The sequence below is a fragment of the Streptococcus caecimuris genome, assembly GCF_943193075.1.
In the GTDB taxonomy this organism is placed as follows: domain Bacteria; phylum Bacillota; class Bacilli; order Lactobacillales; family Streptococcaceae; genus Streptococcus; species Streptococcus caecimuris.
This window is the reverse complement of sequence record NZ_CALPCT010000006.1, coordinates 79292-93897: the sequence shown is the minus strand read 5'-3', so window position 1 is coordinate 93897 and position 14606 is coordinate 79292. Positions and strand designations below refer to the sequence as shown.

General features: G+C 43.4%; 13 protein-coding genes and 1 riboswitch. Of the genes, 12 read left to right on the top strand and 1 reads right to left on the bottom strand.

The features are described from left to right. Nucleotides 1-328 precede the first annotated feature (328 nt). The 12 genes from NFR56_RS03880 (at nt 329) to ilvD (ending at nt 14251) form a co-directional block, all read left to right on the top strand. Nucleotides 329-1873: a ClC family H(+)/Cl(-) exchange transporter gene (locus tag NFR56_RS03880; RefSeq protein ID WP_251457831.1), complete on the top strand. Its 1545-nt coding sequence runs from the start codon at nt 329-331 to the stop codon at nt 1871-1873. Between the two features lie 110 nt (nt 1874-1983). Beyond that, the gene (efeO, locus tag NFR56_RS03875; RefSeq protein ID WP_195189853.1) at nt 1984-2856 is read left to right on the top strand and encodes an iron uptake system protein EfeO; all 873 of its coding nucleotides are present in this window, start codon (nt 1984-1986) and stop codon (nt 2854-2856) included. A gap of 5 nt (nt 2857-2861) precedes the next feature. Next, nucleotides 2862-4067, top strand: a complete 1206-nt coding sequence (gene efeB, locus NFR56_RS03870) for an iron uptake transporter deferrochelatase/peroxidase subunit (RefSeq protein WP_195189854.1) — start codon at nt 2862-2864, stop codon at nt 4065-4067. Next, nucleotides 4045-5730, top strand: a complete 1686-nt coding sequence (locus NFR56_RS03865) for an FTR1 family iron permease (RefSeq protein ID WP_134974468.1) — start codon at nt 4045-4047, stop codon at nt 5728-5730. Before efeB ends, NFR56_RS03865 begins: the two co-directional genes overlap by 23 nt. Further along, nucleotides 5717-6436 (top strand): twin-arginine translocase subunit TatC, encoded by a 720-nt coding sequence (gene tatC / locus NFR56_RS03860; protein WP_134974467.1) that lies wholly within the window; start codon nt 5717-5719, stop codon nt 6434-6436. Before NFR56_RS03865 ends, tatC begins: the two co-directional genes overlap by 14 nt. Continuing rightward, complete coding sequence (locus NFR56_RS03855; protein ID WP_023918087.1) at nt 6436-6633, top strand: Sec-independent protein translocase subunit TatA/TatB; 198 nt, start codon at nt 6436-6438, stop codon at nt 6631-6633. The genes tatC and NFR56_RS03855 overlap by 1 nt, the downstream gene beginning before the upstream one ends. A 409-nt stretch (nt 6634-7042) precedes the next feature. Further along, nucleotides 7043-7768: an alpha/beta fold hydrolase gene (locus NFR56_RS03850; protein WP_118398267.1), complete on the top strand. Its 726-nt coding sequence runs from the start codon at nt 7043-7045 to the stop codon at nt 7766-7768. Nucleotides 7769-7950: 182 nt separating this feature from the next. After that, complete coding sequence (gene guaC / locus NFR56_RS03845) at nt 7951-8934, top strand: GMP reductase (protein ID WP_118398270.1); 984 nt, start codon at nt 7951-7953, stop codon at nt 8932-8934. Beyond that, a riboswitch (purine riboswitch) is annotated at nt 8924-9019 on the top strand. Its footprint overlaps the gene before it by 11 nt. Before the next feature lie 90 nt (nt 9020-9109). Beyond that, a complete protein-coding gene (locus tag NFR56_RS03840; protein WP_049522975.1) occupies nt 9110-9691 on the top strand; it encodes a xanthine phosphoribosyltransferase in 582 nt (193 codons plus the stop codon). Continuing rightward, nucleotides 9691-10953: a nucleobase:cation symporter-2 family protein gene (locus NFR56_RS03835; RefSeq protein ID WP_251457828.1), complete on the top strand. Its 1263-nt coding sequence runs from the start codon at nt 9691-9693 to the stop codon at nt 10951-10953. Before NFR56_RS03840 ends, NFR56_RS03835 begins: the two co-directional genes overlap by 1 nt. 109 nt (nt 10954-11062) lie before the next feature. After that, nucleotides 11063-12406, top strand: coding sequence for an MATE family efflux transporter (locus NFR56_RS03830; protein ID WP_118398273.1), 1344 nt, complete (start codon nt 11063-11065; stop codon nt 12404-12406). Nucleotides 12407-12532: 126 nt separating this feature from the next. After that, nucleotides 12533-14251, top strand: coding sequence for a dihydroxy-acid dehydratase (gene ilvD / locus NFR56_RS03825; RefSeq protein ID WP_251457825.1), 1719 nt, complete (start codon nt 12533-12535; stop codon nt 14249-14251). A gap of 59 nt (nt 14252-14310) precedes the next feature. Here ilvD and NFR56_RS03820 read toward each other — a convergent pair whose 3' ends face one another. After that, entirely contained in the window at nt 14311-14493 is a 183-nt protein-coding gene (locus NFR56_RS03820; protein WP_001117401.1) for a 4-oxalocrotonate tautomerase, read from the bottom strand. Nucleotides 14494-14606 lie beyond the last annotated feature (113 nt).

Here is a 14606-nt window from a genome sequence, read left to right as displayed (position 1 = left end):
GGTGAGTACGGACGTCATGGAACTTCGTAGAAGTTCCATGACTAATTATTGAGCCTAAGGTCTCAATAATTCCGAGTGCCTGAAACTGTATTGTTTCAGGCACTTTTCTCACAGCGGAAAGTTTTGACTTTTCTTTATTCGTTCCATAAATAGGACATATTTATATTTCTTTGTAGAATTTCTTAACTTATTTTTATTGGATAAAATGGTTTGTCCACATTCTAAACAAAACTAACAAGGGTAGTTTTGTTTTTTTCTGTCTTTACATGTATTCAGAGGCAGTGAAATAAGGTATAATGAATAGGATAAGAGTTTGAAGGAGTTAGGAATGTCTGCTAAAGAAGAAGCCATTAAAAATGAATTTCAATTTGCCTCTAGTTCGATTGTGGCCCATATTGTCAGAGGTGTTCTGGTTGGGATCGTTGTGGGCTGTATCGTCTCGAGTTTTCGTTTTTTGATCGAACATATTTTTCATTTTGTTCAAGGCGTTTACAAGGAGATGCCTGGTCAACCACTTTATTTACTTGCTATGCTATTGGGTTATGGGGTGATCGTACTGATTGCTGGTCGCCTTATTCGCACCAATCGGGATATCAAGGGATCAGGAATTCCGCAAGTCGAAGCGGAACTCAAGGGCCTCTTGGCGGTGAGCTGGTGGGATACTCTGTGGAAGAAGTATATTTTAGGTGTCTTGGCCATCGGAAGTGGCTTGATGCTTGGTCGTGAAGGTCCTAGTATTCAATTAGGGGCAATGGGTGGAAAAGGAGTGGCCCATCATTTGAGGGTCAGTCCGGTTGAGGAGCGATCTTTGATTGCAAGTGGGGCTGCTGCTGGCCTTGCCGCTGCCTTTAATGCACCTATAGCGGGGCTCTTATTTGTGGTTGAAGAGGTCTACCATCATTTTTCACGCTTCTTTTGGATTTCAACCTTGGCTGCTAGTTTGACGGCTAATTTTATTTCACTCAATGTCTTTGGTCAAACACCAGTGCTTCATATGCCACAAAATATTCCGCCACTCCATCTGTCTCAGTACTGGATTTATCTTTTTCTTGGAGTCTTTTTAGGGGCAGCGGGTTATGTCTACGAAATAGTGGTTCTCAATATCGGTCGCCTGTATCGTTTGCTAGAGAAGTTTTTCCGTGTTACTTCACATTATTCCTCTTTATTTGCCTTTGTCTTGATTCTTCCAATCGGCTATTTCCTTCCTCAGATTCTTGGTGGTGGAAACCAATTGGTCTTGGATTTAGCTCGAGTACCGTATCCAGTGCTGACCATCCTTCTCTATTTTGTGATCCGTTTCATTTGGAGTATGTTGAGCTATGGTAGTGGCTTGCCAGGTGGCATCTTCCTGCCCATACTAGCATTAGGATCTCTTTTAGGAGCCATCGTTGGAACCTTTCTCCAAAACATTGGCTTTATCTCTCAAAACCAGCTGCCTCTTTTCATCATTTTAGGTATGAGTGGCTATTTTGGGGCTATTTCAAAAGCGCCTTTAACAGCGATGATCTTGGTGACAGAGATGGTCGGGGATATTCGTAGTTTAATGCCACTAGGTATGGTCACCTTGGTAGCTTATATAATTATGGATCTCTTCCATGGAGCGCCAGTCTATGAAGCCATGCTGGAGCAATTGTTACCGGATAAGGCGCAAGAAGAAGGAGAGTTGACCCTGATCGAGATCCCTGTATCAGAAAAGATAGCAGGTAAGCAAGTCCATGAACTGCACCTCCCTCAAGATATCTTGATCACCACGCAAATGCGAAGCGGTAAGAGCTATACGGTCAATGGTGCGACCCGCTTGTATCTAGGGGATAGTATCTTTGTGGTGGTTAAAGAATCTGAAATTGGACGGGTCAAAGATATTCTTTTGTAAAAGACAGATTCTCATAAATGTTTTTCTATTATTAAATTTTCAGACAATTATTGAAAAATGAGAAAACATCTGGTAAAATAAGGGCAAGAACAAATGAGGAGAAGTCTTTAATGAAAAAATATAGTCTACTCTTATTGAGTGTTGCTCTTTTAGCAGGGTGTGCAAATTCTACTAGCAAACAGTCAAGTCAAAAGACGCAAACCAGCTCAACGGTGCAGTTGTCAAAGGCTGACCAAAAGACCTTGGACAATGCGACGGCTGAATACAAAGACTTTGTCGAAATGCAAATCGACCAATTGCTCAAGGATACAGAAGGATTTCGAGATACCCTAAAAGCTGGAAATTTGGAAGAAGCTAAAAAGCAATACCCCTTGATCCGTATGGCCTATGAACGTTCTGAACCGATTGCTGAAACTTTCGGAGAATCGGATGTCAAGATCGACTACCGCTTGGTGGATTATGTGGATGAAAATAAATCAGAAGATGGCTGGTCAGGTTTCCACCGGATTGAGCGCATTCTTTGGGAAAACAATACCACAGATGGAACAGACAAATACGCTGACCAACTGGTGAACGATATCAAGGAGTTGAAAGCTAAAATTGCTACAGTAGAAGTCACACCGGATATCATGTTGACCGGAGCTGTTGATTTGCTTAATGAAGTGGCAACGCAAAAGATTACGGGTGAAGAAGAAGTCTTCTCTCATACAGATCTTTACGACTTCCGTGCCAATATTGAAGGGGCTGAAAAGATCTTCTCTCTCTTTAAACCCTTGATTGAGAAAAAAGATGCTAAATTGGTTAAAACTTTGGAAGCAGAATTCAAGAATGTCAATGCTTTATTGGACAAACACATGACAGATGATTCAAACTATAAGTCTTACACAGATTTATCTAATGAAGATACCAAGGAATTGGCAGAAGCTGTGACCAAACTTGGTGAACCATTATCTCAAATGGGTGTGATTTTAGATGGGAAATAAGAAACATGGCTGACGAAAAATTTTTAGATAAAAAAATGGACCGTCGTGAATTTCTTAAAAAAGCAGGTATTGGAGGGGCTGGTCTAGCTCTGGGCCTCTCTGGTGCATCTGCTTTTTTCGCTAATCAAGACAGTTTTAGCAAAAAAGCTTATGATGGGGATGAAGACATCTCCTTTTATGGCAAGCACCAAGCAGGAATTACGACGGCCATGCAGAAGGCTTGCTACTTGGTGGTGTTAGACCTTCACACGACGGACAAAAAAGAAGTCATCCAGCTCTTTAAAGACTGGACTGATTATAGTAGTAAATTAGTCGAAGGAGAGTTGGTCAAAAAAGATGGGGCCAATGCCCTCTTGCCACCAACAGATACTGGTGAAACAGTAGGACTTAACCCCTATCGCTTGAGCCTGACTTTTGGGGTTTCTGCTTCCTTTCTAAAGAAGCTGGGCTTGGAGTCCAAACGTCCGAAACTCTTTCGTGATTTGCCTCCATTTCCAAAGGAGCAGTTGCAGGACAAATATACTGGTGGCGATATCGTTATTCAAGCCTGTGCAGATGATGAGCAAGTAGCCTTTCATGCGGTGAGAAATCTGATTCGTAAGGGTCGAAATACCATTACCATGAAGTGGAGCAAATCAGGATTTGCAGCTATTGGTGACCGAAAAGAAACGCCCCGCAACCTCTTTGGCTTCAAGGATGGAACAGCAAATGTCACGACGGAGAAGGACTTTGATAAGGTCGTCTGGACTGACAGCAAGGATTGGATGAAGGGTGGTTCCTATATGGCTCTTCGCCTAGTGCAAATGCACTTGGAAACTTGGGACCGAACCAATTTGCAGGAGCAGGAAAATACCTTTGGTCGCTACAAGGAGTCCGGTGCTCCCTTTGGTAAAACCAACGAATTTGATGAAGTAGATTTATCTAAGCTACCAGTAGATTCACATGTCCGCTTGGCTAAAGAAGTCGATCGACCAATTTTACGCCGGTCATATTCCTATTCGGATGGCATCAATGAACAGACCGGGCAATTTGATGCCGGCTTGATCTTTATCGCCTTTCAAAAGGATCCGAACAGCTTTGTCAAAATCCAAACCAATTTGGGCGCAGTGGACAAAATGAACGAGTACATCACCCATATCGGAAGTGGACTCTTTGCTTGCTTTGCAGGCGTTGAGAAAGGAGGGTATCTTGGTCAAGCACTCTTTGAATAAACTCTTGATCTTGTTCGGCCTTCTTGCCTTGTTCTGGACTCATCCAGTGGCTGCGGAGTCTTATAGCGATCTCTTTATCAAGATCACAGATGCAACAACCGCTGTAGAAAATAAGAACCAGGATAAGGCCAAGGCATTGATCGCTGAGATTCAGGATGATTTTGAATCCAAAGATCACCATGATTCCAAGGCAGGGAAAAAAGTTAACCAAGCCCTGGCTATAAAAGGGGAGGTAACCAAAGACGATCTTACCAAGATCTCATCAGCCTTGCTCGCTTTTGAAAAAGAGCAAAATCCGGTCGATTTAGAGGCAGAAAAAGACAAACTTGTCAGTCGGCTCGCTCCTTATTTTAAGAACCTACAAGAGGCCATTACAGCTAAGGATCTAGATAAAACCCGTCAAACCTATGCAGATCTCAATAATACCTGGACGCGAAATGAAGCGGTGGTAAGAGATCACAGCACAGCCTACTATGGCAAAATCGAGACGGCCATTTCGCTCTTGCGCAGTAGTATTGAAACAGAGCCTACCGATTTTACCAACATCCAGTCCTCTTATGATGACCTCAAAAATGGGATTGATGCCTTTGTAAAAGGAGAAGCCATTAGCAGTGCTAGTACGGATTTGACGTTGAACGATGGGATCAAGCTTTTGGAGAAGGCGCAAAGCCAATTCCAATCCGGCGACGATAAGTCTGCTGCAGCGACTATGAAGCAGTTCATCACTATCTGGCCAACTATCGAAGGGGATGTCAGCACGACCAATCCCAGTCTCTACACGCGCGTAGAGAGTGAATCTCCGATTATTATGGTCAAGGGGAAAGAAAAAGCCTATCAAGAGAAATTACAGGCCTTGATCCAAGACCTGTCTGCGATCGATACGACAGCTTCTTACAACGCTTTTGATGCCATGTTGATTCTTCTGCGTGAAGGAGTAGAAGCCCTTCTGATCGTTATGGCGCTTGTGACGACCCTTAAGGCTGCTAAGATGAGGAAAGGCCTCAAATGGGTCTACGGTGGAGCCATTGCTGGTGTTCTTGCCAGTGCAGCGATCGCTCTTATTCTTCAAGTAGCATTTCCAGCTGTTACTTCGGGGTCTAACCGGGAAATCATTGAAGGTGGCGTTGGGATTTTCGCTGTGGTCATGATGATCCTCATCGGAATTTGGCTCCATAGCAAGTCCTCTGTCAAACAGTGGAATGCCTTTATGGACCGTCAGATGAAGACAGTGACGGCTACAGGAAGCTTTGTCTCGATGTTTGCGCTCAGTTTCTTAGCAGTCTTTCGTGAAGGGGCTGAGACCATTCTCTTCTATGTCGGGATTATTCCGCGGATTACAACCGCGAATTTCTTACTGGGAATCGGGCTTGCCATAGCCGTTCTCATCATCATTGCAGTGGCGATGACCAAGGCTAGTCAAGCTATCCAACCTCATCGAATCTTTTTCATTCTGACGTGGTTGATTTACGCTTTGGCCTTCAAGATGCTCGGTGTCAGCATCCACGCCCTGCAGTTGACCAATATCCTACCTAGCCATTTGGTCAATGGACTTCCAACCATCGATTGGGCGGGGATCTATCCAAGCTGGGAAGTTCTTCTTCCTCAATGTATCTTTGTGGTCTTGATCGCACTCGTTACGGTGAGACAACATGGCAAAGAGTAGAGCAGATGAAATGACCATTGTTGAACATTTGGTCGAATTTCGAAAACGATTGATCGCGGTGGTCTTGTGTTATATTATCGTCTTCATCGTAGCCTTTGTATTTGGTGGAGAACTCTATCAAGCCTTGACGGCTAGCCTGCATCAAAAACTGCTAGTACTGGGACCGAATGATATCCTCTGGATCTATGTATCGCTGGCTAATCTCACAGCTTTTAGCCTGACCTTGCCCTTTATTGTCTACCAGATTTGGCAATTCGTAAGACCGGCTCTGAAGGAGAAAGAGGCGCGTGCAGTCTTTGCCTACATCCCAGCTAGCTTTGTTTGCTTTGTGCTGGGGCTTGCATTTGGTTATTTCTTTGTCAGCCCAGCTATTTTAAAGGTCTTGATGCGCTTGGGAGATGGGCTGTTTGATACCCAATTGACGGCACAAAATTATTTAACCTTCTTATGGCACACCACCTTGCCTTTAGGGGTCTTGTTCGAGTTACCAGTTTTGGTCGCTTTTCTGACCTCGATTGGGCTCTTGACACCACAGTTTTTAATAACCTACCGACGATACGCTTACTTTGTACTGCTGGTCTTAGCCGTCGTGCTAACCCCTGCAGACTTTATCAGTGACTTGGCTATGACATTCCCTTTGATCCTCTTGTTTGAAGTCAGTGTCGCCATCAGTAAAGTCATCTATTCAAGAAAAAGGAGAAACTAATGGGAATTTTACGTGATATTGGAGCACCAGGTTTGATCATCATCATCCTGGGCGCCCTCTTGATTTTTGGACCAAAACGCCTACCAGAGTTGGGCCAGTCCATCGGCAAAATGTTTGCTGAATTTAAGACAGCTGTCAATAAAGGCAGTGAAGAAGCCGATCAAGACGCCAAAGAAGCTAAAGAAGAAAAAGAATAATCAGACAATTTTCAAAATTCTATTGAGTTCGATTGCATAAAAAGGTATAATAAGACAAGTACTTGCAATCGACGAAGGAGGAAACCATGATTATTACGATTTTGTCACTCATTTTCTATTTCAGCTATATCGGATTCTTATGCTGGTTGGTCGTAAAAATTGTCGAAAAATTGTTCAATTTCTTGTTGAACCGTTAATAAAGAAACAATCCATTTCACCTACGAGTGAGTGGATTTTTTTTCTTATTCATTCAGATAGAGACCCTGTGGTCTCTTTTTGCTTATCCAATTTCCCTAGCTAGTGACTAACTTGAACTTCAAACTGTATTTCGGTATGATAGTATACAAAGGATGACTAAATATGTATAGCTTTCATAAGCTTTTAATCTTATAGAAAAGAGACAAAACACATGCAGTTTTATTTTATCGGTGGCCTAGGTAGCAATGGCTACCATCTAGCTCCACTTATTGAAGAGCTTAGCTTTCCTGTGACCTTTCTAGATCCCTATAGGGAAATGATTCGGACAGAAAAAGATCTTCGTGCTTGGTTTCAAGGTCAGATCGGCCAGGCGGAAGAGATCTGTTTATTGGGGCATTCCTTGGGTGGAGATTTGGCCCGTTATCTGGCTAGTGAGTTTCCTCAGATCCAGGCTTTGATTCTCCTGGATGGGGGTTATCTGGATATGGAAAAGATCCTGCCTCTTGAAGAAGAACTAGAAGGAACGGCGTCTTTCATGCAGCAGCAAGTCTTTGCAACTTTTGAAGAAGCTGTGTTATCAGAACTTGGTGATGGAGCAGATCCGACGCCTATAGCGCGAAAAGCAGTTGAGGCTAGCTATCGCTGGAATCCAGTGAGTGAACAATATGAATTAAATCTGGATCTCGAAAAGGTCATGGCTTTATTGCGTCTACGGCATCAGATCAAGACTTACCAGATTCCACTGGCAGACCTGCCTGTCCTCTTTATTGGACCTCGGTACCAAGAAGAGCCTGAATGGAGAAAAGAAGCTCTGAAGCAACTAGATCCCCAGATCAAGCAAGTCTTGCTAGATGGTTTGGGGCACGAACTGTATACAGAGGCGCCTGAAATTGTAGCTAGAGAAGTCAACAATTGGCTCCAAAATGTTCATAAATAAAACCTGTTTCTCTTTTTGAAACGGGTTTTTGTTTTGTAATTTCCGAACGTTATTTCCTATAAAATCATTCCCGTTGCATTAGGTCCGTATCTTTGGTATAATCTATCAAGGAAACGTCAAGAGACGTAGCGATGCGCTTGCGCATAGGTAGGTCAGTTTTTAGAAAAGAGATTTTTCAATCTATGTTAAATGAATTTCCTATTTTCGACTATGAAGATATTCAGTTGATCCCCAACAAATGTATCATCAATAGCCGCTCAGAAGCAGACACAACCGTCCAATTTGGTAAGCATACCTTCAAGCTTCCCGTTGTCCCTGCAAATATGCAGACAATCTTGGATGAGAATGTGGCAGAGCAGTTGGCGCGTGGTGGTTACTTCTACATCATGCACCGTTTTGATGAAGAGGGTCGGATTCCTTTTGTCAAACGCATGCATGAGCAAGGTTTGATCGCTTCCATTTCAGTCGGTGTTAAGGAATACGAATACGACTTTGTGAGTCAATTGAAGGCAGATGCGCCTGAGTACATCACTATTGATATCGCACACGGTCATGCGGATAGTGTCATTCGGATGATTCAACACATCAAGAAAGAATTGCCAGATACCTTTGTCATTGCTGGAAATGTTGGAACACCTGAAGCTGTTCGTGAATTGGAAAATGCGGGAGCTGATGCGACTAAGGTCGGAATCGGCCCTGGTAAGGTTTGTATCACTAAAGTGAAGACTGGATTTGGTACAGGTGGTTGGCAATTGGCTGCTCTTCGCTGGTGCTCAAAAGCAGCGCGTAAGCCAATCATTGCGGATGGTGGTATTCGGACTCATGGTGATATTGCCAAATCGATTCGTTTCGGGGCATCTATGGTCATGATCGGTTCTCTCTTTGCAGGACATATTGAAAGTCCTGGTAAAACAGTAGAGATTGATGGAGAGTCTTTCAAAGAGTACTATGGATCTGCTTCAGAGTACCAAAAAGGTGCATATAAGAACGTCGAAGGTAAGAAGATTTTATTGCCTGCCAAGGGTCATTTGCAAGATACCTTGACAGAAATGGAACAAGATTTGCAAAGTTCGATCTCTTATGCAGGAGGCCGAAAATTAGCAGATTTGAAACATGTTGACTATGTGATCGTTAAGAATTCTATCTGGAATGGCGATGCACACTAATTGAATTACTTATTTATTTCACGAATAGGCGTGATGTTTCTACAAGGTGCCGGAACACCTAACAATAAGTAAGTCGGGATTATTTCTCTTTCTAGAGAGATTTCAAGGCTTGCTTAGCAGGCCTTTTTGTATTTTGTGAATGAAGTAGAGGATTTTTAAAAAAGTAGGAGGAAGTATGAAATTACTTGAAGAGCGCATCTTAAAAGATGGCAATGTTTTGGGTGAGAATATCCTCAAGGTGGATTCCTTTTTGACCCACCAAGTGGATTTCAAATTGATGAAAGAAATTGGTCAGACCTTTGCGGACCGGTTCAAAGATGCTGGCGTGACGAAAGTCGTAACCATTGAAGCGTCTGGAATTGCGCCAGCCCTTTATGTAGCTGAAGCCTTGGATGTTCCCATGATCTTTGCTAAGAAGGCGAAAAACATCACGATGAATGAAGGCATTTTGACGGCTGAGGTTTATTCCTTTACCAAGCAAGTGACCAGCACCGTTTCGATTGCGGGTAAATTCTTGGATCCATCAGATAAGATTTTGATCATTGACGATTTCCTTGCAAATGGCCAAGCAGCCAAAGGCTTGATTCAAATCATCGAACAAGCCGGGGCTCAAGTCGAAGCGATTGGGATCGTGATTGAAAAATCCTTCCAAGATGGACGGGGATTGTTAGAAGAGTTGGGATATCCAGTTGTATCCCTCGCACGTTTGGACCGTTTTGAAAATGGTCAGGTTGTATTTAAGGAGGCAGACATCTAATGCAAAAACAAGAAAGCCATTCACAGGCGGCCATTCTAGGCTTGCAACACCTTTTGGCCATGTATTCGGGATCTATTTTGGTGCCGATTATGATCGCAGGAGCTTTGGGCTATAACGCTCATCAACTAACCTATCTCATCTCTACAGATATCTTCATGTGTGGGGTCGCAACTTTCCTTCAAGTGCAGCTCAATAAATACTTTGGGATCGGTCTTCCGGTAGTCCTTGGGGTTGCCTTCCAGTCTGTGGCTCCTCTCAGCATGATCGGGGCTAGCCATGGTAGTGGTGCCATGTTTGGTGCTTTGATTGTCTCAGGGATTTATGTCATCCTTGTCTCTGGTTTCTTCTCTAAGATTGCCAACCTCTTCCCATCAATTGTAACGGGATCCGTTATTACAACCATTGGTTTGACCTTGATTCCAGTAGCGATTGGAAATATGGGAAATAATGCGCCAAAACCAACCGTTCAAAGCTTGATTTTGGCTGTGGTGACTATTCTCATCATTTTAGTCGTTAATATCTATACGACTGGTTTTATTAAATCCATTTCAATTTTGATTGGTTTGATCGTAGGTACTGCCATTGCGACTTCTATGGGCTTGGTAGACTTCACACCTGTGACGCAAGCACCAGTCGTTCACGTTCCAACACCTTTTTTCTTTGGAGCTCCTAAGTTTGAAATCACCTCCATCTTAATGATGTGTATCATCGCAACAGTTTCTATGGTGGAATCAACAGGTGTCTATCTCGCTCTTTCTGATATTACCAAAGATCCAATTAATAGCACGCGCCTTCGCAATGGGTACCGCGCTGAAGGGTTGGCCGTTCTCCTCGGTGGTATCTTCAACACCTTCCCTTACACTGGATTCTCACAAAACGTTGGCTTGGTGAAATTGTCTGGTATCAAGACTCGTCTTCCAATCTACTATGCGGCTGGTTTCCTTGTACTTCTAGGTCTCCTTCCTAAGTTTGGAGCTTTGGCACAAATCATTCCAAGTCCAGTTCTTGGGGGAGCGATGCTGGTCATGTTTGGTTTTGTATCGATTCAAGGGATGCAGATTCTTGCGCGTGTTGATTTTGAACACAATGAGCACAATTTCTTGATCGCTGCTGTATCGATTGCTGCAGGGGTTGGTTTGAACAACAGCACTCTCTTCAATGGCCTTCCAACAGGATTCCAAATGTTCTTTGCGAACGGAATTGTCGTTGCCAGTGTCTTGGCGATCGTTCTCAATGCTATTTTAAACCGCAATAAACACTAATCTCACATGAACCGGAGGTCCTTGGATCTTCGGTTTTTTTGACTTTTAAGGAAACATATAGTAGAGTGGAAGAGGAGAAAATCTTATTTGACGAGAAGAGAGTAGAATCATGTATGTAACCTATCACTTTAAAGAGCGCTTGCGCTTGTTTTTGAGTCTATTTTTGCCGATTTTAATCTACCAATTGGCCAATTATTCAGCCAGCTTTGTCGATACAGCCATGACTGGTCAGTACCGGACCCTTGATTTGGCTGGTGTTTCTACAGCTACCAGTCTGTGGAATCCATTTTTTACTTTCCTGACCGGGATTGTCTCTGCGCTGACGCCGATTGTTGGGCATCACTTAGGCAAGGGAAATAAAGAACGGATTGCTGGCGATTTTTACCAATTCCTCTATATGTCATTTGGTATGGCTATTCTCTTAATAGGGTTTGTTTGGGGGATTGCGCCCATGATTCTCAAGCAGATCGGTTTAGAAAATGTTGTTGCCCAAATAGCCATTCGCTATTTATATTTCCTTTCTCTAGGAATCTTACCTTTGTTGCTCTTTAGTATCGTGCGGACCTTCCTCGATACTTTGGGAATGACGCGTCTATCCATGTACTTGATGCTCTTGCTCTTGCCTTTGAATGCTTGTTTTAACTATATCCTGATCTATGGGGCATTTGGTTTTCCTGAGATGGGAGGAGCAGGAGCAGGACTTGGAACCTCTCTGGCCTACTGGGTCTTGCTGGTTATTGCGGTTTTAATTTTGTGCAAGCACCCTAAGGTAGCACCTTTCCAATTGTGGAAGCCGCAACCTTATGATTTTAAAGGGATGAAAGAAGTATTGCGACTTGGGCTTCCAATCGGTGGAATTGTTTTTGCAGAAGTCATCATCTTCTCGCTGGTTGGTTTATTAATGGCAAAATTCCCATCACTTACCATCGCGAGTCACCAATCAGCCATGAATTTTTCGACCCTGATGTATGCTTTCCCGGTTAGTATCTCCAGTACCATGGCGATTATCGTATCTTACGAACTGGGAGCAGGAAGACCAGAAGTGGTCAAACAATATTGCCGTTTGGGACGGCTGACAGCCTTTGGCTTTGCCATTGTCACCCTCGTCTTTCTCTATACATTCCGCTTCCAACTGGCAGGGCTATACGGCAAGGATCCAATCTTTGTCCAACAAACAGCGATTTTCATGACCTATAGCCTCTTTTTCCAAGTAGCCGATACCTTCGCAGCCCCCCTTCAAGGGATTTTGCGGGGTTATAAGGATACAACGGTTCCTTTCTTATTAGGAGTCTTTAGTTATTGGTGTATCTCTATCCCACTAGGGATTTTCCTTGATTATGTGACCAACTTGGGTCCCTATGCTTATTGGATAGGTCTTATTTCTAGCCTTGTCGTGAGTGGAATTTGTTACCAACTTCGGCTCTGGCAAATCGAAAAAAAGCAAACAAACTAAAATGAAGTCTGGGAAACTAGGCTTTTTGTCTACCGTGAATATTATAAATTTTCTGAAAGTTCTTGACAATTGATGTCAAAGTGGTAAGATTAGGAGGTAGAAATGAAGAACTAGAAGGAGAACAAGATGAGAAGTGATATGATCAAAATGGGGATCGACCGAGCACCAGCGCGTGGTCTCCTCTATGCAACAGGGCAAGTAAAATCAGCAAAGGATATGCAAAAGCCCTTTATTGCCATTTGTAACTCCTATATTGATATCGTTCCAGGCCATGTTCATCTGCGTGAGTTAGCAGATGTTGCCAAGGAAGCTATCCGCGAGGCTGGTGGGATTCCTTTTGAATTTAATACCATCGGGGTCGATGACGGGATTGCGATGGGCCATATCGGGATGCGTTATAGTTTGCCATCACGCGAGTTAATTGCAGATGCTGCTGAAACAGTCATCAATGCCCACTGGTTTGATGGTGTTTTCTATATTCCCAACTGTGATAAAATTACACCAGGTATGATTTTGGCAGCCATGCGGACCAATGTGCCAGCCGTATTTTGTTCTGGTGGACCTATGAAGGGTGGCGTTGACATGACGGGGCATCAGGCGACGCTCTCAAGTTTGTTTGAAGCTGTCGGTACTTATCAAGCTGGTGATATGGGCATGGATGAGCTGGATTTCTTGGAAAAAAATGCCTGCCCAACTTGTGGCTCTTGCTCTGGTATGTTTACTGCCAATTCCATGAACTGTTTGATGGAAGTATTAGGCCTTGCTCTTCCTGGAAATGGTACCATTCTAGCTGTTTCAGATGAACGTCGAGAATTGGTTCGCCAAGCAGCCAAACAATTGGTAGAGAATATTAAAAAGGGTATCCGCCCACGGGATATTGTGACCAAAGAAGCCATTGATGATGCCTTTGCGCTCGATATGGCCATGGGTGGTTCTACCAATACGGTGCTTCATACGCTCGCTATTGCGCGTGAAGCAGGGATTGACTATGATCTCAAAGATATCAACGAGATTGCCAAGAAGACACCTTATCTTTCTAAAATTGCACCTTCAAGTGTTTACACCATGCATGATGTGCATGAAGCTGGTGGTGTTCCAGCCATTATCAATCAGTTGATCAAAAAAGGTGCCATTAAGGGTGATCGTATTACAGTTACTGGTAAAACCTTGAAAGAAAACGTAGCTGGTGCCGAAATTAAAAATGAAGAAATTATCCATCCAATTGAGCATCCTATTTCACCTGTAGGTGGTTTGTCGATCCTTTACGGAAATATTGCTCAGGATGGAGCTGTTATCAAGGTCGGTGGGGTAGATCCATCTGTGACCACATTCCGTGGGAAGGCCATCTGCTGCGATTCACAAGATCAAGCCCTTGAGTTGATTGACAATGGAACAGTCAAGAAGGGACATGTCGTTGTCATTCGTTACGAGGGTCCTCAGGGTGGACCTGGTATGCCAGAAATGTTGGCACCAACCTCTAAGATTGTCGGACGCGGTCTTGGTAAGGATGTGGCACTGATTACGGATGGTCGTTTCTCAGGAGCTACTCGTGGAATTGCGATTGGTCACGTTTCCCCAGAAGCAGCAGAAGGTGGAAATATCGCCTTGATTGAAGATGGGGATGAAATCGTGATCGATCTTCCAAATCGTACCATTGATTTGCTTGTTGATGATGCAACTCTTGCAGAACGTCGCAAACACTTGAAACCATTCAAATCAAAAATATCCAGCGGTTGGTTGCGTCGTTATACAGCCTTTGCCAAATCAGCCAATGTCGGCGGAACCTTGATGAGTGACGAAGAATTCGAAGAACGGAAAGCAGAACGTCAAGCCCAAGAAAAATAAGAAAAAACCTTTCCTGCTATGTGATATCACAAGCAAGAAAGGTTTTTTTAGTGGAACCATTATTTGGTGCGCATTTCACCTTGAGGGAAGTAGGTTCCTTCAGGCATATCATTAATGATAACGTGAACAGCTGACTGAGGAGCGCCAGTATTGCGGACAACAGCTTCAGTTACTTCCTTGGCCAAGGCTTTCTTTTGTTCCAAGGTGCGTCCTTCAAATAGGTCAATTCGTACAAATGGCATATGGCCACCTCCTAAATTTTTTATAGGACTATTTTATCACATTTTGGGATACAAAGCTTAGCAAAATTATGGTAAAATGATAATGAAACACATTTTAGAGAGAACAGAAGGAA

Excerpts from the sequence above, each read along its gene's own strand:
- NFR56_RS03820 (WP_001117401.1), bottom strand. The coding sequence starts at position 14,493 with ATGCCATTTGTACGAATTGACCTATTTGAAGGACGCACCTTGGAACAA.
- guaC (WP_118398270.1), top strand. The coding sequence starts at position 7,951 with ATGTTAAATGAATTTCCTATTTTCGACTATGAAGATATTCAGTTGATC.
- NFR56_RS03850 (WP_118398267.1), top strand. The coding sequence starts at position 7,043 with ATGCAGTTTTATTTTATCGGTGGCCTAGGTAGCAATGGCTACCATCTA.
- NFR56_RS03830 (WP_118398273.1), top strand. The coding sequence starts at position 11,063 with ATGTATGTAACCTATCACTTTAAAGAGCGCTTGCGCTTGTTTTTGAGT.
- tatC (WP_134974467.1), top strand. The coding sequence starts at position 5,717 with ATGGCAAAGAGTAGAGCAGATGAAATGACCATTGTTGAACATTTGGTC.
- efeO (WP_195189853.1), top strand. The coding sequence starts at position 1,984 with ATGAAAAAATATAGTCTACTCTTATTGAGTGTTGCTCTTTTAGCAGGG.
- NFR56_RS03840 (WP_049522975.1), top strand. The coding sequence starts at position 9,110 with ATGAAATTACTTGAAGAGCGCATCTTAAAAGATGGCAATGTTTTGGGT.
- NFR56_RS03855 (WP_023918087.1), top strand. The coding sequence starts at position 6,436 with ATGGGAATTTTACGTGATATTGGAGCACCAGGTTTGATCATCATCATC.
- ilvD (WP_251457825.1), top strand. The coding sequence starts at position 12,533 with ATGAGAAGTGATATGATCAAAATGGGGATCGACCGAGCACCAGCGCGT.
- efeB (WP_195189854.1), top strand. The coding sequence starts at position 2,862 with ATGGCTGACGAAAAATTTTTAGATAAAAAAATGGACCGTCGTGAATTT.
- NFR56_RS03880 (WP_251457831.1), top strand. The coding sequence starts at position 329 with ATGTCTGCTAAAGAAGAAGCCATTAAAAATGAATTTCAATTTGCCTCT.
- NFR56_RS03835 (WP_251457828.1), top strand. The coding sequence starts at position 9,691 with ATGCAAAAACAAGAAAGCCATTCACAGGCGGCCATTCTAGGCTTGCAA.